The following is a 24,773-nucleotide window of genomic DNA, read 5'->3' on the forward strand; positions in this document are numbered from 1 at the left end:
TGGCGGACAAATGGTGGGCTCATCGTAAAATCAGGAAGGCTGACTCGAAAAATCCCGCAATTTTTACATACCCCACGGTTTTCCTCATGACAAATCAACCTTCCGCCCCGTTGACCTACCGCGACGCCGGTGTCGATATCGACGCGGGCGACGCCCTGGTCGACCGCATCAAGCCGCTGGCCGCCCGCACCATGCGGCCCGGCGTGCTGGCAGGCATAGGGGGCTTCGGCGCGCTGTTCCAGGTTCCCGGGAAATACCGCGAGCCCGTGCTGGTGTCCGGGACCGACGGCGTGGGCACCAAGCTGAAGCTGGCATTCCAATGGAACCGGCACGATACCGTGGGTATCGACCTGGTCGCCATGAGCGTCAACGACATCCTGGTCCAGGGCGCCGAGCCCCTGTTCTTCCTGGATTACTTCGCCTGCGGCAAGCTGGCCGTGGATACCGCCGCGGCGGTGGTGGGCGGCGTCGCGCGCGGTTGCGAACTGGCCGGCTGCGCGCTGATCGGCGGCGAAACGGCGGAAATGCCCGGCATGTACCCGGACGGCGAATACGACCTGGCCGGCTTCGCCGTGGGCGCGGTGGAAAAGTCCGCCATCATCGACGGCAAGTCCATACGTCCCGGGGACGCCATCCTGGGGCTGGCGTCCAGCGGCGCGCATTCCAACGGCTATTCGCTGGTGCGCAAGATCCTGGATCGCGCCGGCGCCACGCCCGGGCAGGAATTCCATGGCGGCACGCTGGGCGATGCCGTCATGGCGCCCACCCGCATCTACGTCAAGCCGGTACTGGCCGCGCTGGCGGCCCATGGCGCGGCCATCAAGGGGCTGGCCCATATCACCGGCGGCGGCCTGGTCGAGAACGTTCCCCGCATCCTGCAGAGCGACGTGGCGGCGGTGCTGAACCGCGACGCCTGGCGCATGCCGCCCTTGTTCGGCTGGCTGCAGCAGCAAGGCGGCGTCGCGGATGCGGAAATGCACCGAGTGTTCAATTGCGGCATCGGCATGGTCATCGTTGTGGATGCGGCCCATGCCGACGCCGTGGCGGCCACCCTGCGCGCGCAGGGTGAAACGGTGGAACGCATCGGGGAAATCGTTGCCCGGCAGGGCGACGCGCCCCAAACCGTCGTTCGCTGAGGCCGCGGCGGGCGTCCGCCCGGCTGCATGACACCGAGGGCCCTGGTGATCCATGGGCCGTCGGTGCAGGCGGCATGGGGCCTTATGGCGCCGTAATCTCAAGGTGCTGTGACCTTGATGTGCCGTGACCTTGATGTGCCGTGACCTTATGCTGCCGCGAAATTTATAGGCCGGTTGCGCTGCCGGCGCCCATGACATCCAGGCTCGTCCCTACCGGCCCTGCGGCGCGTCCAGGATGCGCGCACAGGCCGCCTCGACCCGCGCGGCCGCGTCGGGCGCCAGGCAGTCCACGACCGTACGGTCCGGCAGCGCGCGCAGCCATGTGATCTGGCGCTTGGCCAATTGGCGCGTGGCGGCGATGCCTTGTTCGCGCGCGGTGGCCAGGTCGATCTCTCCGTCCAGGTGGCTCCAGATCTGCCGGTAGCCCACGCAGCGTACCGACGGCAGGGCGGTATGCAGATCGCCCCGCGCCCGCAGGGCACGAACCTCTTCCACCAGGCCCTGTCGCAGCATCAGGTCGAAGCGCCGTGCAATGCGGTCGTGCAGGACGGCCCGGTCCGAGGGCTCCAGGCTGATCGTGATGTAGCGATGGTTCGCCCCGGGGCCAGAAGGACGGTCGGCGGCGCGCCGCAGCAGCGCCGACATGGGCTGTCCGCTGACGATGCATATCTCCAGTGCGCGCTGGATGCGCTGGCTGTCATTGGGCGCCAGCCGGGCCGCCGTTACCGGGTCCAGGCGCGCCAGCTCGTCGTGCATGGCGGGCCAGCCGATTTCCGCCGCGCGGGCTTCCAGCGAGGCGCGCAGCACGGGATCGGCCGAGGGCAGGTCGTCCAGCCCGTCGCGCAGCGCCTTGAAGTACAGCATGGTGCCGCCCGCCAGCAGCGGCACGCGGCCGCGTGCGCGGATGTCGTCGATCAGCCGCAGCGCGTCGGCGCGGAACTCCGCCGCCGAATAGGCCTGCGCCGGGTCGCGGATATCGAGCAGGTGCTGCGGCACGCTGGCCCGTTCCTGCGCGCTGGGCTTGGCGGTGCCGATGTCCATGCCGCGATAGATGGTGGCGGAATCGACGTTGACGATTTCCAGCGGCCAGCGCCGCGCGAGCGCCAGCGTGGCGGCGCTCTTGCCGGCCGCCGTGGGGCCGGTCAGGCAAAGTATGGGGGAGGCCGTCATGCCCGGGCGCGCTGCGTCATCGCGCTATTGGCCGCGCAGGAAGAGCCGGTCCAGCTCCGATACCGACCATTGCACCCAGGTGGGCCGGCCGTGATTGCACTGGTCGGCGCGTTCCGTCGCTTCCATGCGGCGCAGCAGCGCGTTCATCTCTTCGATGGTCAGGCGGCGGTTGGCGCGCACCGAGCCGTGGCACGCCATGGTGGCAAGCAATTCATTGCGCTGCTCCGTCAGAAGGCGGGAAACGCCCACCGTCGCCAGATCGCGCAGCACCGCGCGCGCCAGGGACTCCACGTCGCCGCGCGCCAGCAGCGCCGGCACGGAGCGCACCGCGATGGAGGCCGGGCCCGCCGGCCGCATGCGGAAACCCAGTTCTTCCAGCTGCGCTTCGCATTCCTCCACCAGCGCGACGTCTTTTTCCTGCGCATTGAATACCACCGGCACCAGCAGGTCCTGGCGCGGCATGCTGCGCGCGTCCAGGTCTGTTTTCAGCTGCTCGTAAACGACGCGCTCGTGGGCGGCGTGCATGTCCACCAGCACGAGGCCCCGCTTGTTCTGCGCCAGGATGTAGATGCCGTGCAGCTGGCCCAGCGCCATGCCCAGCGGGTGCTCTTCGGTCTCGGATAGCGTGGCGTTGCCGGGGGCCGTCTCGCGCAACACCGGCGCGCCGCCGGCGGCATCCCGCATGGCCCACGCATCGCCGACGATGCCTGCCTGTCCCTGGCCGTCCAGGCCGCGGACGGCGGCGCCCTCCGGATCCGCGTGCGGATCCCGCGATACCGCGTTGTCCCGTCCCGGCGCTTCCAGCGGACGGTACAGGCTTTGCCAATCGGCGGCGTTGGCCGACGTGCCGTGCAGGCGGAAGGGAACCTGCGTATGAGGCCGCGGCGGCGGAAAGCCGGCGCCCAGCCCGCGATACGCGTTGGCTGGCGCGGTCGCGTGGCCCTCACGGCCGGCGTAAAGCCGCGACGGCGTATCGCCAGCCGCCATGGCGCGGCCGTCCCGCTCGTACGGGGCGGCGCCGGGCGGCGCGACCGTGGCACCCGCCGGCGCGAATGCGTCGTTGCGCGGCGTGCCGGCGGGCGCGCCGGAGACGCCGGCCACGCCTTGGCCACCGGTCTGCGCCAACGTATCGGAAACCGCCTGGGATACGAAGCGGTGGACGGCACCGCTGTCGCGGAAGCGCACCTCGTGCTTGGCGGGATGCACGTTGACATCGACGGCCGCCGGATCGATGCGCAGGAATAGCACGTAGGCCGGCTGGCGATCGCCATGCAGGACGTCCGCGTAGGCGCTGCGCAAGGCATGGCTGACGGTGCGGTCGCGCACGTAGCGTCCGTTGACATACAAGTACTGGCGGTCGGCGCGCGCGCGCGCCGCGGTGGGCCGCGTGATCATGCCCGTCAGCGCCACCGGTCCCAGCGCGCGCTCGATCAGCAGGCCCTGGTCCGCGAATTCCGCGCCCAGCACGTCGCGGATGCGTTGCGGCGGATCGGCCGGCAGCCATTGGCGGTGGGCGCGGTCATGGTGGAAGAGACGGAAGGCGATGTGCGGGTGGGCCAGGGCGATGCGCTCCAGGGCGTCCAGGCAGTGGCCGAACTCCGTGGCTTCGGCGCGCAGGAACTTGCGGCGCGCCGGGACGGAATCGAACAACTGCCGTACATCCACGGTGGTGCCCGGCGGGCCGGAGGCGGGCGCGAGCTCGCCGCTGCCGGCATCGATCTGCGAGGCATGCGCCGCGTCCCGGGTGCGGGAAATAATCGTCAGCTGGGCGACCGATGCAATGGATGCCAGGGCCTCGCCGCGAAACCCCATCGACCCCACGGCCTCCAGTTCGTCCAGGCTGGCGATTTTGCTGGTGGCATGGCGGCGCAGCGCCAGCGGCAGTTCCTCGGCCGGGATGCCGCCGCCGTCGTCGGTCACGGCGATGCGGCGGATGCCGCCGCCCTCCAGCCGTACTTCGATTGCCCGCGCCCCGGCATCGATGGCGTTTTCCAGCAGCTCCTTCAGGACGGACGCCGGGCGTTCGATGACCTCGCCGGCGGCGATCTGGCTGATCAGAAGGTCGGGAAGGGCGGCAATGGGGCGGCGGTCGGACATGGACGATGGTGACTCAGGGTTTGCGATTGATTTTAGCCCTGGTGTCGCGTCGGCTATAGTCGCGGGCTACGCCCCCCTTTCCTTCTGTGATTTCGCCGGCATGCTCGATTTAGTCAACATGGTTTTGCACATCGACCAGACTCTTGGCGTCTGGGTCGCACAGTACGGCTCCTGGGTTTACCTGGTGCTGTTCCTGATTGTCTTCGGCGAAACCGGTTTCGTGGTGCTGCCTTTCCTGCCGGGGGACTCGCTGCTGTTCATCGCCGGCGCCTTCGGCGCTTCGGGGCACATCGATCCCGTGATCCTTGCCGTGCTGCTGATCGTGGCGGCCATCACCGGCAATACCCTGAACTATGCGATCGGCCGCTACATCGGCCCGCGGGTGTTTTCCATGAACGTGCGTTTCCTGGATAGGGCGGCGTTGATGCGCACGCATGCGTTCTACGAGAAGCACGGCGGCAAGACCATCGTGCTGTCACGGTTCATTCCCCTGGTGCGCACCTTCGCGCCCTTCGTGGCGGGGGTGGCGGAAATGAGCGTGGCGCGCTTCCAGTTGTTCAATATCACCGGCGCCATCCTTTGGGTGGGCAGCCTGGTGGCGGCAGGCTACTTCTTCGGCAACATTCCGATGGTCAAGGAGCGCCTGAACCTGATTGTGCTCATCGGCCTGGCGGCGGCGATCGCGCCGCTGGTGCTGGCCGGGCTGTGGAAAATCGTGCGTCGCCGCCAGGGCGTGGCAACGCACGTGTCGAAAAAGCCGGAATAGGGCGGCGCTAGCTGACGTCCCCCACCCGCGCCAGCGGCGGGTTGGTGGTCAGGTAGCGCTGGATGCCGGTGAACATCGCCATGGCCAGCTTGTCCTGGTGGCTGCTGGATTTCAGCAGGGCCTCTTCGTTGGGATTGCTGATGAAGGCGGTTTCCACCAGGATGGAAGGAATGTCCGGCGCCTTCAGCACCGCGAAACCCGCCTGTTCGACGTCGTCCTTGTGCAGCCGGTTGATCTTCTTGATCTCTTCCAGCAGGACGCTGCCCAGCTTGAGCGAGTCGTGGATCTGGGCAGAGGTCGACAGGTCCAGCAGCACCTTGGCCACCTGTTCGTCATGCGCGCCCAGGTTGACGCCGCCGATCAGGTCCGCCGCGTTTTCCTTGTTGGCCATCCAGCGCGCGGCCGCGCTGGATGCGCCGCGTTGCGACAAGGCGAACACCGAAGAACCGCTGGCCGTCGGCTTGATCCAGGCATCGGCGTGGATGGAGACGAACAGGTCGGCACGGACGCGCCGCGCTTTCTGCACGCGCACGTGCAGGGGCACGAAGTAATCGTCATCGCGCGTCAGATAGGCCCGCATATTGGGCTGGGCGTCGATCAGCGCCTTCAGGCGATGCGCGATGCGCAACACCACGTCTTTTTCGCGCAGGCCGGTCCGGCCGCTGGCGCCGGGATCCTCGCCGCCATGGCCGGGGTCCAGGGCGATGGTCAGCATGCGCTTGCGCCCCCCCAGCTTGGGGCCGGGATCGCTGGGGCGCGGCAGCGCCACCGCCGGGGGCGTGTTGGGCAGCGGCGGCGGGGAGGGGATCGTCGCCGTGCCCGGGCCGGGCGGATTGCGCGAGATGTCTTCCAGGATGCGGGCGAGAGGGTCCTCCACGTCGGGACCGGGCGGCTTCTTCAGGATCGCCATCAGCGGATCCTGGGCCACCTTGGGATACAGGTCCAGCACCAGGCGGTATTGGTAGTCCGCCACGGGCTTGAGCGTGAAGATCTGCGGCGCGACCGCCTGCTTCAGGTCGAAGACCAGGCGCACGACATTGGGCCGGTTCTGGGCGATGCGCAGGGAACTGATGTAGGGATCGTCCTTGCGGATCTTGGCGGCCAGCTCGTTCAGGGACTGACTCATGGACAGGCCCTGGATATCGACGACCAGCCGGTCGGGATTTTCCAGGGTGAATTGTTCCGCCTTGAGCTCGCTGTCCAGCTCCAGCGTGACGCGGGTGTATTCGTCGGCGGGCCAGGTGCGCACCGCCAGGATGGTGGCGGCCTGCGCCAGGCGCGGGATGACGGGAAGGACGAGCAGCGTGGCCGCCGCGCCGATCAGGCGGCGTCGGGAGAGGGCGCTCCGCCGGAGGGGGGCGCTTGCGGGGGGACAATCGCGTTCAGCCATAGTTGTCCTCGAGCGGTATGCGCGGTCAACGTGGCATCGCGTCCTGGCCCGGCGTAAGCCAGGCCGATGTGCAGATCGGGAGGGGGCAAAAGCCCCGCCGCCCGCTCCGGCCATTCGATCAAGACGACCACATCGTCCCGCAGTAAATCGCGGAATCCTGCGTCCAGCCACTCGCGCGGATCGCTAAATCTATAAAAATCAAAGTGATAGAAGTATAAGTTAGAAACTTTATAGCTTTCAAGCAAGGCATAGCTCGGACTTTTGATCCGGCCCTTAATGCCGCTTGCGCGCAACAGTGCCCGGACGAAGGCCGTTTTGCCCGCGCCCAGGTCCCCGGACAGGTGGATACGGCCGCCGGGCGGGGCGGCGCCGGCGCTGCCATCCAGCAGGGGCGCGAGCCGGCGCGCCAGGTCGTCGGTGGCGCTTTCGTCGGGCAGGTGCAGGGTCAGGCTGCGGGAGGCGGACATGACGCGGGGCGAGTGGTAAAAACAGGGGATTATAGGAACCGCCGAGGCGCGCCGCGCCGGCGAACAACGGAGCCGCATCACATGAAGACCCGCACCGAAAAAGACACCTTCGGCCCCATCGACGTCCCGGCCGACCATCTTTGGGGCGCGCAGACGCAGCGATCGCTGCAGTTCTTCGCCATCTCCACGGAGAAGATGCCCGTTCCGCTGGTCGACGCCATGGCGCGCCTGAAGAAAGCCGCGGCGCAGGTCAATGCCCAACTCGGCGAGCTGGATGGCGGCATCGCCGACGCCATCGTGCAGGCGGCCGACGAAGTGATCGCCGGCAAGTGGCCCGGCGAGTTCCCCCTGTCGGTGTGGCAGACGGGCTCGGGCACGCAAAGCAATATGAACATGAACGAAGTGCTGGCCAATCGCGCGTCCGAGATCCTGGGCGGCGAGCGCGGGGAAGGCCGCAAAGTGCATCCCAACGACCATGTGAACCGCGGCCAATCCTCCAACGACACCTTTCCCACGGCCATGCACGTGGCCGCCGCGGTGCAGGTCGAACAACACCTGCTGCCGGCGCTGAAGGCGCTGCGCGCCACGATGGCCGAAAAAAGCGCGGCCTTCTACGACATCGTCAAGATCGGCCGCACCCACCTGCAGGACGCCACGCCCTTGACGCTGGGGCAGGAGTTTTCCGGGCATGTCGCGCAGCTGGACCTGTCCGAACAGCAGATACGCGCGGCCCTGCCGGGGCTGCACCAGCTGGCCATCGGCGGCACCGCCGTGGGGACCGGGCTGAACGCGCATCCCGAGTTCAGCGCGCGCGTGTCGGCGCAACTGGCACACGATACCGGCGCCGCCTTCGTGTCCGCGCCGAACAAATTCCAGGCCCTGGCCTCGCACGAGGCGCTGCTGTTCATGCACGGCGCCTTGAAGACGCTGGCGGCCGGCCTGATCAAGCTGGCCAACGACGTACGCTGGCTGGCCAGCGGCCCGCGTTCGGGGTTGGGCGAGATCAGCATTCCGGAGAACGAGCCCGGCAGTTCCATCATGCCGGGCAAGGTCAACCCCACGCAGTGCGAGGCCATCACCATGCTCGGCGCGCAGGTGCTGGGCAACGACGTCGCCATCAATATCGGCGGCGCCAGCGGCAACTTCGAGCTCAACGTATTCAAGCCGCTTCTCATCCACAATTTCCTGCAGTCGGTGCGCCTGCTGGCCGATGGCATGAACAGCTTCAACGAGCATTGCGCCAAGGGCATAGAGCCCAACCGCGAGCGCATCGCCGAACTGGTCGACCGTTCCTTGATGCTGGTGACGGCGCTGAATCCGCACATCGGCTACGACAAGGCCGCGCAGATCGCCAAGAAAGCGCACAAGGAAAACCTCTCGCTGAAAGAGGCGGCGCTGCAGTTGGGCCATGTCACCGAGGCGCAGTTCCAGGAGTGGGTCGTCCCGGCGGCCATGACCAACGCCAAGCGCAAGTCCTGAGCGGTGCGCGGGCCGCATGCCTGTGGCCCGGGACGAAGACAAGCTGGGCGGCCTTGTACGGGCCGGCCCGGGGACGCGGTGCGGAAGAGCACGCGCCAGCGCGGCGCTTGGCGCGGCCGGTCCATCCGCGGGGCAAGGGCTAGTCCCGGTACCTGCTGTAAACAAATGCTGCTATTCTGCGCGATTGTGCAGGAGTGTGCATCCGCCCCAAGAGGCGCGGGAATTGCATGCCCGCAGCCAAATCAGCCCGCAACGGGCGGGTTGAAGAACATACAGGAGATCCTTCAATGATGAAAATCCGCACGCTGGCCGTGGCTATCGCGTTGGGCACCGGCGCACTGGCCGCGTCCGCCCAGGCCGCCGATAAGTATCCCAGCCATGCCATCCGCGTGATCGTGCCGTTCGCGCCCGGTGGGTCCACCGACATCATTGCCCGCCTGGTCACGCAGCGCATGAGCCAGGAGCTGGGCCAACCCATGGTGGTCGAGAACAAGGGCGGCGCCGGTGGCGCGATTGGCGCGGCCGAGGCCGCCAAGGCCGCTCCGGACGGCTACACGCTTTCCATCGCCACGGTGTCGACGATGGCCGTGAACCCGGCCTGCCGCCCCAACGACCTGCCCTACGATCCCATCAAGGACTTCCAGCCGGTCACCAACTTCGCCAACACGGCCAACGTCGTGTCGGTGAATCCCAAGAAGATGCCCGTCAAGGATTTCAAGGAATTCCTCGATGTGCTGAAGAAAAACCCGGGCAAGTATTCCTACGGCAGCTCGGGCACCTGCGGCGTGCTGCACCTGATGGGCGAGTCCTTCAAGCTGGCCACGGGTACGGACATCGTGCACGTGCCTTACAAGGGATCGGGTCCGGCGCTGGCCGACGCGGTGGGCGGGCAGATCGAAATCCTGTTCGACAACCTGCCGTCGTCCATGCCGCAGATCCAGGCCAAGGCCATCAACGCGATGGCGGTGGCGTGGCCCACGCGCATCAAGAGCATGCCCGATGTGCCCACCTTCGCGGAAGTCGGATTCCCCGCCGTGAACCAGCCGGTATGGTATGGCTTGCTGGCCCCCGCCGGCACCCCCATGGACATCGTCAACAAGCTGCGCGACGCGGCCGTGGTGGCGCTGAAGGACCCCAAGGTCATCAAGGCGCTGGACGAACAGGGCTCCGAGCCCTCCGGCAACACGCCCGAGGAATTCGCCAAGGAAATCAAGTCGCAGTACGACTGGGCCAAGGAAATCGTCAAGAAGCAGAACATCAAGCTCGAGTAACATCGCGCGCGGTGTACGCGCCGCGGCGGGCAAGCCTGCCGCGGAGGGAAAACCAGGCCCGCGGGCCTGGTTTTTTTAATGTCACTTTTTTCCCGCCATGAGCAAGGCCCGACACGTCTCCGAAACCCCCGCGACGCAGTTCCTGAAGCAGCACAAGGTTGCCTACACGGAACACACCTACGACTACGTCGACCACGGCGGCGCGGGCGAGGCCGCGCGCCAGCTGGGCCTGGACCCGCATGCCGTCGTCAAGACGCTGGTGATGGAGGACGAGGCCGCGCGACCGCTGATCGTGCTGATGCATGGCGATCGCGAGGTCTCCACCAAGAACCTGGCCCGGCAGGCCGGCTTGAAAAAGGTCGTTCCCTGCCATCCCGACGTGGCGCAGCGCCATTCCGGTTTCCAGGTGGGCGGCACCTCGCCCTTCGGTACGCGCAAGCGCATGCCGGTGTGGGTGGAAGCCAGCGTGCTGGATTATCCGACCGTGTATGTGAACGGCGGGCGGCGCGGCTATCTGGTCGGCATCGCGCCTGGCGCGCTGGTGGATCTGCTGGGCGCGCGGCCGGTGTCCGTCGCGCTGGAGTAGGCGGATAACCGGCCGCACGAGCGCCGGGATGGGCGTACGCGGCCGCAGCCGCGCTGGAATAGGGGCACGCGGCCGCCCCGCGTGCTCGAACGGCTCCGGTACCTGGTCATGCGTCGTACGCGTGCGCGTGGCGCCGCCGGTATTCGGCCGGCGTCACGCCGACATGCTTGTAGAAGGCGCGGCGCAGCGTGTCGGCGTTGGCGAAGCCGCACTCCGCGGCAACCTGCTTGGGTGTCCGGGAACCGGATTCCAGCATCGAACGGGCAGCGGACACGCGCGCCGCTTCCACCCATGCCGCCGGCGTGATGCCGATCTCGGTGCGGAATAGCCGTGCGAAGTGGCGCGGGCTCAGGCCCGCATGCCGCGCCAGGCTGGCCACGTCATGCCGCAATCCGGGGTGGGCGGCGACCCAGCGCTGCACCTCCTGCAAAACAGAGCGTCCGGCGGGATGGGTTTCACCCTTGCGGCTGAATTGCAGTTGTCCGCCGGGCCGCTTGAAAAACATCACCAGCTGGCTGGCGACCTGCCGCGCGATGTCGCGGCCCAGGTCTTCTTCTACCAGGGCCAGGGCCAGATCCAGGCCGGCCGTCACGCCGGCGGCGGTGCGCACCTTGCCGTCGCGCACATATAGCGCATCTTCGTCCACGGTAATCGAGGGATAGGACTGGACCAGCGGCTCCGCGGCGGCCCAGTGGGTGGTGATGCGGCGGCCATCCAGCAGGCCGGTCGCGGCCAGTACGAAGGCGCCGGTGCATACCGAGCCGTAGCGCCGTGAGCGGCGCGCGCTGGCGCGCAGCCATTCGATGATGCCGGCGGGCAGTTGCAGCCTATGGGCGTGGGGCGCGCCGGCAACCAGCAGCGTGTCGAAACGGTCCTGTGCCTGGCCGGCGACCAGATCCGGCAGGATCCGCGTGCCGGAGGAGCTGCGCAATGGCCCCGGCTCGCAGGCGACCACGCGCAGTTCGTAATAGTCCTGGCCGGCCTCCAGGTTCGCCTGCGCGAAGACATCCAAGGGGCCGGAGACGTCCAGCAGCTGTACGCCCGGCAGTGCCAGGACGGCGATCGATTTGGCCATTTTTCGTCGATGCTCCCGCGTCGGGTCCGCCATGTCGCGATGAGGGGTGAAATGGCAGTATATGACGTGTTACGCCGATTGATGCCAGGGTTTCCAGCTCGCACAATGATTCCACGCAATCATTCCGGAGCACGGATCATGAGCCTGACCATAGGCGGTATCGCCATCCCCGACAGCCAACTGGCACGCGAAATCACGGACCTGGTCCGTGACACCGAGTCGCCTTTGCTTTTCCATCATTCCAGCCGCGTGTATTACTTCGGCGCGCTGGCCGGCAAGCGCCGCGGCTTGAAGTTCGATGCGGAGCTTCTGTATGCCGGCGCCATGTTCCACGACATGGGGCTGACCCATGCGCACGCCAGCCAGGACCTGCGCTTCGAAGTGGACGGCGCCAACGTCGCGCGCGACTTCCTGCGCAGCCACGGTATTTCGCAACAGGACATAGACCTGGTGTGGACCGCCATCGCGCTGCACACCACGCCCGGTGTCCCGGAACACATGCACCCCGTGATCGCGCTGGTCACGGCGGGCGTTGAAATGGATGTGCTGGGTATCGACTATGCGGGATTCAGCGATGCCGACCGCGAAGCCGTCGTGCACGCGCATCCGCGCGGCGACAACTTCAAGGAGAACATCATCCAGACCTTCTACGACGGCATCAAGCACAAGCCGCAGACGACCTTCGGCAACGTCAAGGCGGATGTCATCGCCGACAAGGAGCCGCATTTCCATCGCGGCAACTTCTGCAGCGTGATACGCGGGTCGGCCTGGCGCGCGTAGGCGGCGGGCTTGCCCCGCCGGCCATTACATCATCGCGACTTCGTTTTGCACGAACTTGCGGATGCGGACCGCATCCGCGATACGCGAATACTTGCCTTGCGAATCGAGCAGCACGATGGCCAGGTCGCGGCCCTGGATATGGGCCAGCATCACCAGGCATTCCCCGGCTTCGTTGATGAAGCCGGTCTTGGAGACCTTGATGTCCCAGTCCGCGCTGCGCACCAGCGCGTTGGTGTTGCGGAAGGTGCGCATCTGCCCGCGGCCCATGTCCACGTCGTATTCCGTATCCGTGGTGTAGCGGTGGATCAGGGGACGCTGCGAGGCCGCGCGCAGCAGCCGGACCAGATCGCGCGGCGAGGAAACGTTCTCGCTGGACAGGCCGGTGGGCTCGACGAAGTGGGTGTCCATCATCCCCAGTTCGCGGGCCTTGGCATTCATGGCCTTGACGAAGGCCGGCATGCCGCCGGGGTAGTAACGGCCCAGCGCGTGCGCGGCACGGTTCTCCGACGACATCAGCGCGACGTGCAGCATGTCGGCGCGGCTCAGGCGCGAGCCCACCGGCAGCCGCGACGCGGCATGGCGCAGGCGGTCGATGTCATCGTCGGTGACCTCCAGCATGTCGTCCATGGGCTGGTTGGCATCGACCACGACCAGGGCGGTCATCAGCTTGGAAATCGAGGCGATCGGCCGGATGGTGTCTTCGTTCTTGGAAAACAGCACCGTGGAAGTGGCCAGGTCCTGCACATAGGCCACGCTGGAGCGCAGCGCCGCCGCCTGGGCCGACGTCGTGGCCGGCGCGGCCGCCGCCGAGACCTTGCTGCGCGTAGTGCTGGTGGCGTGGCTGACGACCTTCTTGCCCGACTTGGTGGTGGTGTCGGCGACGGTTTCCTTGCGGGTGGTGGTGCTGGTCTTGCCGCTGGCGGATTTCTTCGCCACCGTGGTGGTCTTGCTCTGCGTCTTGGCGACCGTGGTCTTGCTGCCGGACTTGGCGGTGGTGGTGCTCTTGGTAACCGTGGTCGTGGTGGTTTGCTTGGGAGCCGTCTTGGCCTGGGCTGCCTTGCAGGCCGCCGATTTGGCGTTGACCTTGCAGGGATCGGCCGCCGCCCGGGCGCCGGGCGAGAGCAGGAGCGATGCCGCGACCATCAGCGGAGCGACCGCCGTCACGACCGAACGTGTCACAAATTGCGCCATAAGTAGGACTTGTCCGTAAGACTGGGGCGGACGCCGCGCGGCGTCTCGCGAGAAAATTGAATCGAATTATAGGGTTAGGGCGTTAATTTAAACAATCTTTTTAAGCGACGGGGCGCGGCACGGCTGGCAGGGCCGCGCAGGCAGGGGCTGGCATGCTCATCGGTTCTGCCGCACGGCACGCACGCGCGTGCTCATCCGTGCCGCAATATGGCATGGCGACGAAGGCAAACCAATGAGGGGATGCGAGAGGATGCGGCCGGCTCGGCGCTGAGGGAAGGGAGTGAAGAATGGGCCGCCGGCGAGGGAATGCGCCGCCGCCAAGGCGGCGCGGCGCCGCGCGCCGTGGCCGGTGACCTGGCCTCGCCGGGTGGAATCGAACCACCAATTGACCCTTAGGAGGGGCCGGTTATATCCATTTAACTACGGCGAGGTGAAAACGCATCGTGAGGAAGCTTGGGCTGCTTGATCGCGGCGGCCGCCAGACACGCGAAGCTCGCGATTCTACCATTGGGGCAGAGCGCACTTGGCCTCTGCCATGACGCGTTGCGGCGGCTTCGTTTGTCCGTTTGCGCGAAGATAGTCGGCGCGTTCCGGTCAGTGTAGCGACTTCTCGACGCGAATTGGCAATGACCTCAATCATGCCGGGAAGAGCTATCTGACTGCGCTAAAGACCCAGCCCATGGAGCCAATAGCGATGACCCCGTGCTCCATGACGTCCGCATCCACTCGCATGTTCAGTGTGGGGCGCTTCACCATGACGCGAGGCCGGCCAGGCCGCGTGACTTCGGCCGTATTCCAATACGCGTATACCGCAGTCTCATCGTTCGGGTCGTAGGGATCGGTGTCCGGGTTGTGGGAAACGGGCGTTTCCGCCGCGGCCCCGGCTTTGACGCGGTCCCGATCAGTTTTGCCGAGCCATTTCATACAACCTGCGTTGGATCTTCGATGCGCGACGCAGGAAAATCGTGCGTACTCGGCGCTGCGGATCGCGCCCCGGAACCAAGGTGCCACCTCAGGCAGTCGTTCATGCACACCGGCGGATTAGCGCCCGGCACAGCGGGCGCCGATTGATGGTCCGGGCGCGGCCGCGCCCGGCCAAAGGCACTAGACCTGCATCATCGTCCGGCTATCCTGCCGGCGCGACGGTGCCGCCTCCTGTCCCGCGCCGCGCGGCTCGCCCTGCGCCGGGGGCGACAGGCGCGCATAGGGGCCGAGCAGGTCCTTCAGTTTTTCCGCCATGGCGCGCGCCTCCGGCCGCACGGCGTCCATGGCGCGTTGCCATTCCTGGTCGAAACGGGCGGGATTCGTCTCGTTCTTGGCGAATTCCTTCAGGATCGGGAAGGGATTCCTGGCGATCCCGAGCGCCAGTTCGCACTCGGATTTAATGTCCATGGAATACACGTCGAAGAACGTGGCGGCCTGTTCCGACATGCCGGGCCGCTGGAAGCCGGCGATATTGCGCAGCACCGCATCGATCACCTGGATGGATTCGATGACGCGCGCTTCGCCGTCGACCTGCCGGTGCGCGAGCAGATCCTTCGCGCTCTGGAGCACTTTGGTCATTTGCTCTTGCATGCGTTGGGTTTGCGTTTGCTGGCTGTTTCGCAGGCCGGCGATGGAGTCCCGCAGGCTGGCCTTGGTTTTGTCGTCCAGGTAGGGCTGCTGGAGCATGAACTCCATGGACTGTATCGCCGCCTGGTTGTGGTGCGTCGCCTCCGGGGAGTAGTAGGCGGGCGTACGGTCGACGGCGGGGTTCTTGGGATCGCCATACAGGCAGTTCAGCACCGTAATGGCGCTGTCGCCGGGGAAGGATGGCGCGCCATTCGTTCCGCGATGGTTCATGAACGCGATGTCCTGGCCGGACAGGTGCTTCTCCATATACTCATCGCGTTGCTTGAAGTGGGCCTGCCAGAGTGTCGCGGTCTCGGCCGTGTAGGGGACGTTATGCGACAGCGCGGTTAGGGTCATTTTCCGGATCTCCGACGTAGGTTGTGTGACACGATGCCGTTCAAGGCGGGGCGTACGTCCCTGCGAGCGGATCAGGGTTCCCCCGTATGTCGGGGCTGTTGCCGATGCGGACGCGTCCTCGTCCACGGGCCGCATGTCGCGGACTATTCCGACGCCGGCTCGCGCCGACCTGATAGAATGCTGGCTGGCGGGCCCCTTCGCATGGTCCGGCGGTGAACCTGGTCAGGTCGGGAACGAAGCAGCCATAGCCGTTTAGGGTCAGTGCCGGAGTAAGGCTCGCCTCCCGAATACGCCAAAGAAGGACGGATCAGGTGCGCGGCATCGTTCCGTCCTTTCTTGTTACCGGCGCCGGCCGCTCTACAATCCGCCCATGACCTATCTCGTATTGGCCCGCAAGTGGCGGCCTCGCTCGTTCGATACCCTGGTCGGGCAGGATCATGTGGTGCGCGCCCTGACGCACGCGCTGGATACGCAGCGGCTGCATCATGCCTGGCTCTTCACCGGCACCCGCGGCGTGGGCAAGACCACGCTGTCGCGCATCCTGGCCAAGTCGCTCAACTGCGAGACCGGCATTACGTCCAAGCCTTGCGGCGTTTGCCAGGCTTGTACGGAAATCGACGCCGGGCGCTTCGTGGATTACCTGGAGCTGGACGCGGCATCCAATCGCGGCGTCGACGAAATGACGCAGCTGCTGGAACAGGCGGTCTACGCGCCGGGGGCGGGGCGCTTCAAGGTCTACATGATCGACGAAGTCCACATGCTGACCGGCCATGCCTTCAACGCCATGTTGAAGACGCTGGAAGAGCCGCCTCCGCACGTCAAATTCATCCTGGCCACCACGGATCCGCAAAAGATCCCGGTGACGGTCCTGTCCCGCTGCCTGCAGTTCAACCTGAAGCAGATGCCGCCCGACGCCATCGTGGGACATCTGCGCCAGGTGCTGGGCGAAGAGCAATTGGGCTTCGAGGTGCCGGCGCTGCGGCTGATCGCGCAGGCGGCGTCCGGCTCCATGCGCGACGCCTTGTCGCTGACCGACCAGGCCATCGCCTACAGCGCGGGCAACCTGACGGAAGAAGCCGTGCGGGGCATGCTGGGCACCATAGACCAGCGCCATCTGGTGCGTCTGCTGGACGCCCTGGGCGCCGGCGATGCGCGCGCGGTCCTGGACGTGGCCGATGAGCTCGCCACACGCGGCTTGTCCTATGGCGGCGCGCTGGCCGACCTGGCTTCCTTGCTGTCGCGCGTGGCCATCGAGCAGCGTGTGAGCGGCGCCATCGCAGCCGACGATCCGCTGGCGGGGGACATCGCGCGCCTGGCGCGCAGCCTGCATCCGGATGCCCTGCAGCTGTTCTACTCCGTCGCGGTGCACAGCCGCGGCGAACTCGCGCTGGCGCCGGATGAGTACGCCGGCTTCGTGATGGCCTGCCTGCGCATGCTGTCGCTCAGCGGGGAGGCCGGCCCGCTGCCGCTGCCGGCGACGCCGCCCGCGGCCAGCGCCGCGCAGCCCACGGCCGTGCCGGCTGCCACGGCGGCTGGACCGGCGCCATCTGCGTCCGTCGCGGCCCCGTCCGCTGCGGGAGCCGCCGCGCCATCTCATTCCGCGCCGGCTGCCTCGATGGCGCCGGATGCTTCCACCGCCGCGCCGGCTGCCTCGACGGCGCCGGGAGCGACGTCCGAGGACGCTCCGAGTGCCCCCGGGCCGGCAGTAGTGCCGCAGGCCACGGCCTCCGCGGCCGCGGCGACATCGCCAGCGCCGGAAGCAGCGACATCGCCAGCGCCGTCGGGATCGGGATCGGCGTCGGCGTCGGCGTCGGCGTCGGCAGACGTGGCGGCCGCCGCATCGCCGTCCCCGGCCACGCCGCCAGCCGGTTCCGCGTCCGTGCCGGGGGGCGCCTCGACACAGACAGCCCCGCTGGCTTCGACGCCGCCTGCCGCCTCCGTGCGGGCGACGCCATCCGCTGACGGGCATGGCGCCATGGCGGGGCAGGGCATGCCGTCAGCCGGTGTCGCGCCATGGGACGACGCACCCGTGGCCGGAGCCGAGCCCGATGCGGCCGCCGTAACGTCTTCGGCATCGGTTCCGCGCGCGGATGTCTCGTTAACGTCCGCGGCGTCCGAGCCCGTCGCCGCGCGAGCTTCCGCGCCCCAGTCCGCACCCTCGGCCGTGGCGGCGCCCACGGCGGCAGCGCCCAAGGCAGCAGCAGCGCCAACGACAACGACAGCGCCCACGACAACAACAGCACCCACGGCAGCGGCAACGCCCACGGCAGCGGCAACACCCACGGCAGCGGCAGCACCCACGGCAGCGGCAACACCCGCCGCGCCCTCGGCGCAGCCCGCATCCTCTTCCCAGGACGATGGCCCGCCCGCCTGGGTGGATGAAGTCATCCCGGACGATGCCGAAGGCGGTTACCAGGGTTTCGACAGCCCCGACGAGGGTTTCATCGCCAGCCCGGACGACGACGAGTTCGAAACCATGGCCGGCGGCAGCCGGGCCGCCGATGTGCCGGTCGCCAAGCCCGCGCGCCGCGCGTCCGGCGCGGGCAGCCGTTCCCGCCAGGGGCCGCGCGTGACCGATATGTCGGAAGCCACCTGGCCCGAGCTGGCGGCCCGCCTGCCCGTTACCGGCCTGGCGGCGGAACTGGCGCGCCAGAGCGAATGGCATGGCGTGCAAGGCGATACCGTCATATTGCGCGTGGCCGTCCGTACCCTGGCCGACAGCGCCAGCCGGGTGCGGCTGCAGACGGTGCTGTGCGAGCACTTCGGCCAAAGCCTGCGGCTGGAGGTCCTGGTCGGCGCCACCGGAGAAGCCACCGCCCACGCCGTGGCGCAGCAGGAACGCGCCGAACGCCAGCGCGCCGCGGAAGCCGCGGTCGAGGCCGATCCCTTCGTGCGTGCGCTGTTATCGGATTTCGGCGGCCAGGTGGTGCCCGGCTCCATCCGCCACGTCGACCCGCCCGCCGCGGCGGCCCGCTGAGCGCGGGCGCCGCTTTCCTCTATTCGTTTATCCGCTGAAAAGGATGCTTCCATCATGATGAAAGGACAACTCGCAGGCTTGATGCGCCAAGCCCAGCAAATGCAGGAAAACATGAAGAAGGCCCAGGAGGCGCTGGCCGATATCCTGGTCGAAGGCACGTCCGGTGGCGGCCTGGTCAAGGTCACCATGTCCTGCCGCAACGACGTCAAGCGCGTCGCCATCGACCCTACGCTGGTCGGCGACGACAAGGACATGCTGGAAGACCTGGTCGCGGCCGCCTTCAACGACGCGCTGCGCAAGGCCGAAGCCACGGCGCAGGAAAAAATGGCCTCCGTGACGGCGGGCATGCCCATGCCTCCGGGCATGAAGTTCCCGTTCTGAACCTGGCCGCTGCGTCCGCACGCCAGGCCGCGACCCCTGACGGGGCCGTCGGGGTGTGCGGTCCGCTTTCATACGGGCGTCCCCGCGACCCATGGAACCTTCGCTTCCCGAACCCGAACCCCTGCGCGCCCTGATCGAGGCGCTGCGGCGCCTGCCCGGCGTCGGCGTGCGCTCGGCCCGGCGCATGGCGTATCACCTGCTGCAGCACGATCCGCGCGGCGCGGACCTGCTGGGACAGGCGCTGGCCTCGGCCGTGCAGAACCTGCGGCACTGCGCGCGCTGCAATAGCTTCACCGAAGACGAGATCTGCGCGACTTGCAGCAATCCCAAGCGGGATCCCAGCCAGTTGTGCATCGTCGAGACGCCGGCGGACCAGAACATGATCGAGTCCAGCCATGGCTATCGCGGCCTGTACTACGTGCTGATGGGGCGGGTGGCGCCGCTGGAAGGCATCGGCCCGCGCGAGCTGGATTTCGAGCGCCTGCTGGCGCGCGCCGGCGACGGCGTGGTGACCGAGGTCATCCTGGCCACCAATTTCACGGCGGAAGGCGAGACCACGGCGCATTTCCTTGGCGAGGCGCTGCGCGAACGCGGCCTGTCGGTGACCCGGCTGGCGCGCGGCGTGCCGGCGGGCAGCGAACTGGAATACGTGGATGCCGGGACCATCGCCTGGGCGCTCATGGAGCGCAAGTCCACCTAGCGGCGATCCGGCGCCATGGGCGTCGCCTGCCCAGCCCCCGGGGCGCCCGGGACAGACATACCCGAGCAGGCCGGCAAGGCCCTGTTCCTTCGCATAGACCATCACGGAGACAGCCGCCATGTCGGCCTTGGCCGGACTGAAAGTCCTAGAACTCGGTACCTTGATCGCGGGCCCCTTCGCGGCCCGCCTGTTCGGCGAATTCGGCGCCGACGTCATCAAGATAGAGACCCCCAATGGCCCCGATGGCAAGGGCGGCGGCGATCCCATCCGCACCTGGCGCCACCTGCACGAGGGCAACTCGCTGTGGTGGACGGTGCAGGCCCGCAACAAGCGATCCGTGGCGCTGAACATGAAGGATCCCGCCGCGCGCGAAGTGGCCCTGAAGCTGGCGCTGGATGCCGACGTAATCATCGAGAACTACCGCCCCGGCGTGCTGGAAAAGTGGGGCCTGGGCTATGAACAGCTGCGCGCGATCAACCCCGCCACCATCATGGTGCGGCTGTCCGGCTACGGCCAGACCGGTCCGTTGCGCGACCGCCCCGGCTTCGGCGCCATCGGCGAATCCATGGGCGGGCTGCGCTATGTATCGGGCCATCCGGACCGTCCTCCGGTGCGCGTGGGCATCTCCATCGGCGATTCCATCGCCGCCTTGCACGGCGTCATCGGCGCCATGATGGCGCTGCGCCATCGCGACGCCACGGGCGGGCGCTGGAACGGCACGGCGGGCGGCCAGGGGCAGATGGTGGACGTGGCGCTGTACGAGGCCGTGTTCAACATGATGGAAAGCCTGGTGCCCGAATACGACGTGGCGGGGGTGGTGCGCGAGCGCACCGGCGGCGCCTTGCCCGGCATCGTGCCCTCCAATACCTACACGACGCGCGACGGCCAGAACATCGTCATCGCGGGGAATGGCGATGCCATCTTCCATCGGCTGATGTTGGCCATCGGGCGCGACGACCTGGCCCACGATCCCGCCCTGGCGCGCAACGACGGGCGCGCGCGCAGGGTGGACGATATCGACGGCGCCATCCAGGCCTGGTGCGATAGCCGCACCATCGACGAGGCGCTGGACACGCTGCAACGCGCGGATGTACCGGTCGGCAAGATCTACAGCGTGGCGGACATGTTCCGCGATCCGCAGTTCATCGCGCGCGGCATGATCGAGCAGCACGCTTTTGCCGACGGCAGCCCGGTCAAGCTGCCCGCGGTGACGCCCAAGCTGTCCGAAACCCCGGGCGGCACCCGCTGGCTGGGGCCGCGCTTAGGGGAACATACCGAGGAAGTGCTGAAATCCCTGGGGTATGATGCTGCCGCTATCGCCGCCCTGGCAGCTTCGGGCGCCATCGGCCTATAGGATACTCACCTGGAGACGAAAAATGTCCGTGACTCGACGTGAATGGCTCAAGCTTGCCGGCGCGGCCGGCGCCCTGGGCCTGGCCCCCGCCATCGTGCGGGCGCAGAAGCTGGAAAAGAAAGAGGTGGCCATCGCCGTCGGCGGCAAGGCGCTGACCTACTACCTGCCCCTGACCATCGCGGAGGTGCGCGGCTACTTCAAGGATGAAGGCCTGGATGTCACCATCGCCGACTTCGCCGGCGGCGCGAAGGCGCTGCAGGCCGTGGTGGGCGGCAGCGCCGACATCGTCTCGGGCGCTTTCGAGCACGCGCTCAACCTGCAGTCCAAGGGCCAGTTCTACCGCGACTTCGTGCTGCAGGGCCGCGCGCCCATGATCGGTTTCGGCGTGTCGACCAAGAACATGCCGAACTACAAGTCGCCGGCCGACCTGAAGGGCAAGAAAATCGGCGTGACGGCGCCGGGCTCGTCCACCAATATGGTGGTGAACTTCTTCCTGGCCAAGCACGGCCTGAAGGCGTCGGACGTCTCCATCATCGGCGTGGGCGCCGGCGCGGGCGCGATCACCGCGCTGAAGACCGGCCAGATCGATGCCATCTCCAACACCGATCCGGTCGTGACGGCGCTGCAGACTTCGGGCGACCTGAAGATCATCGTCGATACCCGCACGCTGAAGGACACGCAGGAAATCTTCGGCGGCAATATGCCGGCCGGCTGCCTGTACTGCGCGCAAAGCTACATCGACGCCAATCCCAACACGGTGCAGGCACTTGCCAACGCCATCGTGCGCGCCGACAAGTGGATCCAGGCGCAGAAGAACAACCTGGACGCCATCGTCAACGCGGTGCCCAAGAGCTACCTGCTGGGCGAGCCGGAGGTCTACAAGGCATCGCTGAAAGCCAGCATGGACGGCTTCTCGCCGGACGGCATCATTCCGGAGGACGGCCCCGCCACCGCCGTGAAGGCCCTGGCCGCTTTCGTGCCCGACTTCGATCCCAAGAAGGTCGACCCGTCCAAGATGTGGACCAACGAGTTCGCCAAGCGCGCCAACCAGAAGTATCCGAATGGCTGACGCAGCACTGTCGCTGGACAACATCACCTGCACCTTCGTTTCCCGGGAAGGTGGTCCGCGCTACACCGCCGTCCGGGAAGCCAGCCTGGCCATCGCGCCCGGCGAGTTCGTCTCGGTCGTCGGGCCGACGGGGTGCGGCAAGTCCACGCTGCTCAATGTGGGGGCCGGCCTGCTGGCGCCGTCCTCGGGGCAGGTGCGGGTGTTCGGCGAACCGCTTGCGGGCATCAATCGCCGCGCCGGCTACATGTTCCAGGGCGAAGCGCTGATGCCCTGGCGCAATGCGCTGGACAACGTGACGGCGGGCCTGCAGTTCGCCCGCATGTCCGCGCAGGAAGCGGGCGAGCGTGGCCGCGAATGGCTGCGCCGGGTCGGGCTGGGCGGCTCCGAACACCGCTATCCGCACCAGATGTCCGGGGGCATGCGCAAGCGCGTGATGCTGGCCCAGACGCTGATACGCGATCCGGACATCATCCTCATGGACGAGCCGTTTTCCGCGCTGGATATCCAGACGCGCCAGCTCATGGAAAACGAAGTCCTGGAGCTGTGGATGGCCAAGCGCAAGGCGGTGCTGTTCATCACGCACGACCTGGACGAGGCCATCGCCATGAGCGACCGCGTGGTGGTGCTGTCCGCCGGTCCGGCCACCCATCCCATCGGCGAGTTCGCCATCGATCTGCCGCGGCCGCGCGACGTGGCCGAAGTGCGCACGCATCCGCGCTTCATCGAGCTGCATGCCGCCATCTGGGACGTGCTGCGGGAAGAAGTGCTCAAGGGCTACGCCCAGCAGAAAAAGGCCTAGCGGCCCCAACGGAAGGAGCTCGGGCTGCCCATGTCGACCATGATGAAATCCAAATCCCTGCGCCTGTGGCAGATCCTGCTGCTGGTCATCCTGCTGCTGGCCTGGCACCTTGCCTCGCGCAGTCCCAACATCGCGTTTTTCTTCGGCCAGCCCTGGGAGGTCGCCCAGCGGATATGGGCCTGGTTCGTCACCGACGGCGATATCTACCGCCATCTGTCGGTGACGTTGGCCGAAACCGTGCTGGCCTTCGTGATCGGCACCGTGTCGGGGCTGGCGTGCGGGCTGTGGCTGGGCTTGTCGCCCCGTGCCAGCGCCATCCTCGATCCCTACATCACGGCCGCGAACTCCATGCCGCGTGTCATCCTGGCCCCGATTTTCGGCATGTGGTTCGGCCTGGGCATCTGGTCCAAGGTCGCGCTGGCGGTCACGCTGGTGTTCTTCATCGTGTTCTTCAACGTCTATCAGGGCGTGCGGGAAGTCAGCACCACCTTGCTCGACAATGCGCGCATGCTGGGCGCGGACCGCCGCCAGCTGCTGCGCTACGTCTACCTGCCCTCGGCCACCAGCTGGGTGTTCTCCAGCCTGCATACCTCCGTGGGGCTGGCCTTCGTCGGCGCCGTGGTGGGCGAGTACCTGGGCTCGGCCAGCGGCGTCGGCTACCTCATCCTGCAGGCCGAGGGCACCCTGGACGTCAACACGGTGTTCGCCGGCATCGTCGTACTGACCCTTTTTGCGCTGGTGCTCGACGGTATCGTCACGCTGGTCGAACGCCGCCTGATGAAGTGGCAGCCGCGGGCCGGCGAAACGGAAAAGCTTTGATTTCCGGCCCGCCGGCACGGGGCTGCGGGCCTGCCTGAAGGGTCATCCCGGGCAAAAAAGCGGTTCAGGTTATAATCCCAAGGTTTGATTACTGATTCTGAAACCGGGGTTTATCGTGCTGCCGCAACTCTTTCCCGAGGGGTCCGATGGAATGCATCGGCCTTCTCCTGCAATCCTGGCTCTGGCGGACGGTACTGTGTTCCGAGGCATTTCCATCGGGGCACCCGGGCATACCGTGGCCGAGGTCGTGTTCAACACGTCCATGACCGGCTATCAGGAAATCCTGACCGATCCCAGCTACGCCGGCCAGATTGTCACGCTGACCTATCCGCACATCGGCAATACCGGCGTCAATGCCGAAGACGTCGAGTCGCGCAAGGTATTCGCCGCCGGCCTGATCGTGCGCGACTGTCCCGCGCGCGTGTCGAATTTCCGTGCCACCAGCTCGCTGCCCGACTACCTGAAGGCGCAGGGTATCGTCGCCATCGCCGGCATCGATACCCGCAAGCTGACGCGCATCCTGCGTGAAAAAGGCGCCCAGGGCGGTTGCATCCTGACCGGCGACGACGCCGACCGTGCCCTGGAGCTGGCGCGCGGCTTCCCCGGCATGTCGGGCCAGGACCTGGCCAAGACGGTGTCGATCGACAAGCAGGGCGAATGGGCCGAAGGCACGTGGCGCCTGGGACAGGGCTACAGCCATCCCAAGGGCGACAAGTTCCACGTCGTGGCCTACGATTTCGGTGTCAAGAGCAACATCCTGCGCCTGCTGGCCGACCGCGGCTGCCACATCACGCTGGTGCCGGCCCAGACGCCGGCCGATGAAGCGCTCAAGCTCAAGCCGGACGGCCTGTTCCTGGCCAACGGCCCCGGCGATCCCGAGCCCTGCGACTACGCCATCGAGGCCACGCGCGCGTTCCTGGACCGCAAGCTGCCCGTGTTCGGCATCTGCCTGGGTCACCAGATCATGGGCCTGGCCGTCGGCGGCAAGACCCGCAAGATGAAGACGGGCCACCACGGCGCCAACCATCCCGTGCAGGACGTCGAAAGCAAGCGCGTATTCATCACCAGCCAGAACCACGGCTTCGAGGTGGATGCGGCCAGCCTGCCCAAGAATGCCCGCATCACCCATATTTCCTTGTTCGACGGCACGTTGCAGGGCTTCGAACTGAGCGACCGGCCCGCGTTCTGTTTCCAGGGGCACCCCGAAGCCAGCCCGGGCCCGCACGATATCCTCGTGCTGTTCGACAAGTTCATCAGCCAGATGGCCGGCCAAGCCAAGACCGCGTAAAGATTGCACC

21 protein-coding genes, 1 tRNA gene and 1 other RNA gene are annotated in these 24,773 nt (G+C 67.2%); 15 read left to right on the top strand and 8 right to left on the bottom strand.

Annotation, left to right across the window (positions count from 1 at the left end):
- Positions 1–86 precede the first annotated feature (86 nt).
- Entirely contained in the window at positions 87–1,136 is a 1,050-nt protein-coding gene (gene purM, locus BAU06_RS06070) for a phosphoribosylformylglycinamidine cyclo-ligase (protein WP_066345555.1), read from the top strand.
- 210 nt (positions 1,137–1,346) lie between these two features.
- Here the strand turns inward: purM and miaA are convergent, their stop codons facing one another.
- Positions 1,347–2,306, bottom strand: a complete 960-nt coding sequence (miaA, locus tag BAU06_RS06075) for a tRNA (adenosine(37)-N6)-dimethylallyltransferase MiaA (RefSeq protein ID WP_066345561.1) — start codon at positions 2,304–2,306, stop codon at positions 1,347–1,349.
- A gap of 24 nt (positions 2,307–2,330) precedes the next feature.
- Positions 2,331–4,403, bottom strand: coding sequence for a DNA mismatch repair endonuclease MutL (mutL, locus tag BAU06_RS06080; protein WP_066345562.1), 2,073 nt, complete (start codon positions 4,401–4,403; stop codon positions 2,331–2,333).
- A 100-nt stretch (positions 4,404–4,503) separates the two neighbouring features.
- Here mutL and BAU06_RS06085 point away from each other — a divergent pair, with 100 nt between their 5' ends.
- On the top strand, positions 4,504–5,169 hold the full coding sequence (locus BAU06_RS06085; RefSeq protein WP_082988012.1) for a VTT domain-containing protein: 666 nt from the start codon (positions 4,504–4,506) through the stop codon (positions 5,167–5,169).
- A 7-nt stretch (positions 5,170–5,176) separates the two neighbouring features.
- Here the strand turns inward: BAU06_RS06085 and BAU06_RS06090 are convergent, their stop codons facing one another.
- Complete coding sequence (locus BAU06_RS06090) at positions 5,177–6,559, bottom strand: N-acetylmuramoyl-L-alanine amidase (RefSeq protein WP_066345567.1); 1,383 nt, start codon at positions 6,557–6,559, stop codon at positions 5,177–5,179.
- Positions 6,490–7,026 carry a tRNA (adenosine(37)-N6)-threonylcarbamoyltransferase complex ATPase subunit type 1 TsaE gene (tsaE, locus tag BAU06_RS06095; RefSeq protein ID WP_066345569.1) on the bottom strand — a complete coding sequence of 179 codons (537 nt, stop codon included), beginning with the start codon at positions 7,024–7,026 and terminating at the stop codon, positions 6,490–6,492. Before tsaE ends, BAU06_RS06090 begins: the two co-directional genes overlap by 70 nt.
- An 81-nt stretch (positions 7,027–7,107) precedes the next feature.
- On the opposite strand from tsaE, the gene fumC reads away from it, so the two are divergent.
- From fumC to ybaK, 3 genes are all read left to right on the top strand, one after another.
- On the top strand, positions 7,108–8,505 hold the full coding sequence (gene fumC / locus BAU06_RS06100; RefSeq protein WP_066345574.1) for a class II fumarate hydratase: 1,398 nt from the start codon (positions 7,108–7,110) through the stop codon (positions 8,503–8,505).
- Positions 8,506–8,792: 287 nt separating this feature from the next.
- Positions 8,793–9,776 carry a tripartite tricarboxylate transporter substrate binding protein BugE gene (locus tag BAU06_RS06105; protein WP_066345578.1) on the top strand — a complete coding sequence of 328 codons (984 nt, stop codon included), beginning with the start codon at positions 8,793–8,795 and terminating at the stop codon, positions 9,774–9,776.
- Positions 9,777–9,873: 97 nt separating this feature from the next.
- Complete coding sequence (gene ybaK / locus BAU06_RS06110; protein ID WP_066345581.1) at positions 9,874–10,362, top strand: Cys-tRNA(Pro) deacylase; 489 nt, start codon at positions 9,874–9,876, stop codon at positions 10,360–10,362.
- A 106-nt stretch (positions 10,363–10,468) separates the two neighbouring features.
- Here ybaK and BAU06_RS06115 read toward each other — a convergent pair whose 3' ends face one another.
- Positions 10,469–11,437, bottom strand: coding sequence for a GlxA family transcriptional regulator (locus BAU06_RS06115; RefSeq protein WP_066345583.1), 969 nt, complete (start codon positions 11,435–11,437; stop codon positions 10,469–10,471).
- Positions 11,438–11,575: 138 nt separating this feature from the next.
- Here BAU06_RS06115 and BAU06_RS06120 point away from each other — a divergent pair, with 138 nt between their 5' ends.
- Positions 11,576–12,217: an HD domain-containing protein gene (locus tag BAU06_RS06120; RefSeq protein WP_066345585.1), complete on the top strand. Its 642-nt coding sequence runs from the start codon at positions 11,576–11,578 to the stop codon at positions 12,215–12,217.
- Positions 12,218–12,241: 24 nt separating this feature from the next.
- On the opposite strand, the gene pbpG is transcribed toward BAU06_RS06120, so the two are convergent.
- The 3 genes from pbpG to BAU06_RS06140 form a co-directional block, all read right to left on the bottom strand.
- Positions 12,242–13,360, bottom strand: coding sequence for a D-alanyl-D-alanine endopeptidase (gene pbpG, locus BAU06_RS06125; protein WP_415834847.1), 1,119 nt, complete (start codon positions 13,358–13,360; stop codon positions 12,242–12,244).
- Positions 13,361–13,763: 403 nt separating this feature from the next.
- Positions 13,764–13,838: transfer RNA gene (locus tag BAU06_RS06130), tRNA-Arg, on the bottom strand.
- Between the two features lie 674 nt (positions 13,839–14,512).
- A complete protein-coding gene (locus tag BAU06_RS06140) occupies positions 14,513–15,376 on the bottom strand; it encodes a hypothetical protein (RefSeq protein WP_066345590.1) in 864 nt (287 codons plus the stop codon).
- A gap of 186 nt (positions 15,377–15,562) precedes the next feature.
- Here BAU06_RS06140 and ffs point away from each other — a divergent pair.
- From ffs to carA, 9 genes are all read left to right on the top strand, one after another.
- Positions 15,563–15,660, top strand: an RNA gene (gene ffs, locus BAU06_RS06145) — signal recognition particle sRNA small type.
- 86 nt (positions 15,661–15,746) lie between these two features.
- A complete protein-coding gene (gene dnaX / locus BAU06_RS06150) occupies positions 15,747–18,353 on the top strand; it encodes a DNA polymerase III subunit gamma/tau (RefSeq protein WP_066345592.1) in 2,607 nt (868 codons plus the stop codon).
- A gap of 54 nt (positions 18,354–18,407) precedes the next feature.
- A complete protein-coding gene (locus BAU06_RS06155) occupies positions 18,408–18,734 on the top strand; it encodes a YbaB/EbfC family nucleoid-associated protein (RefSeq protein ID WP_066345597.1) in 327 nt (108 codons plus the stop codon).
- Positions 18,735–18,825: 91 nt separating this feature from the next.
- Positions 18,826–19,434 (top strand): recombination mediator RecR, encoded by a 609-nt coding sequence (recR, locus tag BAU06_RS06160; RefSeq protein WP_066345598.1) that lies wholly within the window; start codon positions 18,826–18,828, stop codon positions 19,432–19,434.
- A gap of 118 nt (positions 19,435–19,552) precedes the next feature.
- Positions 19,553–20,788, top strand: a complete 1,236-nt coding sequence (locus tag BAU06_RS06165) for a CaiB/BaiF CoA transferase family protein (RefSeq protein ID WP_066345599.1) — start codon at positions 19,553–19,555, stop codon at positions 20,786–20,788.
- 22 nt (positions 20,789–20,810) lie between these two features.
- Complete coding sequence (locus BAU06_RS06170) at positions 20,811–21,857, top strand: ABC transporter substrate-binding protein (protein WP_066345605.1); 1,047 nt, start codon at positions 20,811–20,813, stop codon at positions 21,855–21,857.
- A complete protein-coding gene (locus tag BAU06_RS06175) occupies positions 21,850–22,656 on the top strand; it encodes an ABC transporter ATP-binding protein (RefSeq protein WP_066345607.1) in 807 nt (268 codons plus the stop codon). Before BAU06_RS06170 ends, BAU06_RS06175 begins: the two co-directional genes overlap by 8 nt.
- A gap of 30 nt (positions 22,657–22,686) precedes the next feature.
- On the top strand, positions 22,687–23,475 hold the full coding sequence (locus BAU06_RS06180; RefSeq protein ID WP_066345610.1) for an ABC transporter permease: 789 nt from the start codon (positions 22,687–22,689) through the stop codon (positions 23,473–23,475).
- Positions 23,476–23,626: 151 nt separating this feature from the next.
- Positions 23,627–24,763, top strand: coding sequence for a glutamine-hydrolyzing carbamoyl-phosphate synthase small subunit (carA, locus tag BAU06_RS06185; protein ID WP_156770161.1), 1,137 nt, complete (start codon positions 23,627–23,629; stop codon positions 24,761–24,763).
- Positions 24,764–24,773 lie beyond the last annotated feature (10 nt).

The organism is Bordetella bronchialis, from assembly GCF_001676705.1.
Lineage (GTDB): Bacteria > Pseudomonadota > Gammaproteobacteria > Burkholderiales > Burkholderiaceae_B > Bordetella_C > Bordetella_C bronchialis.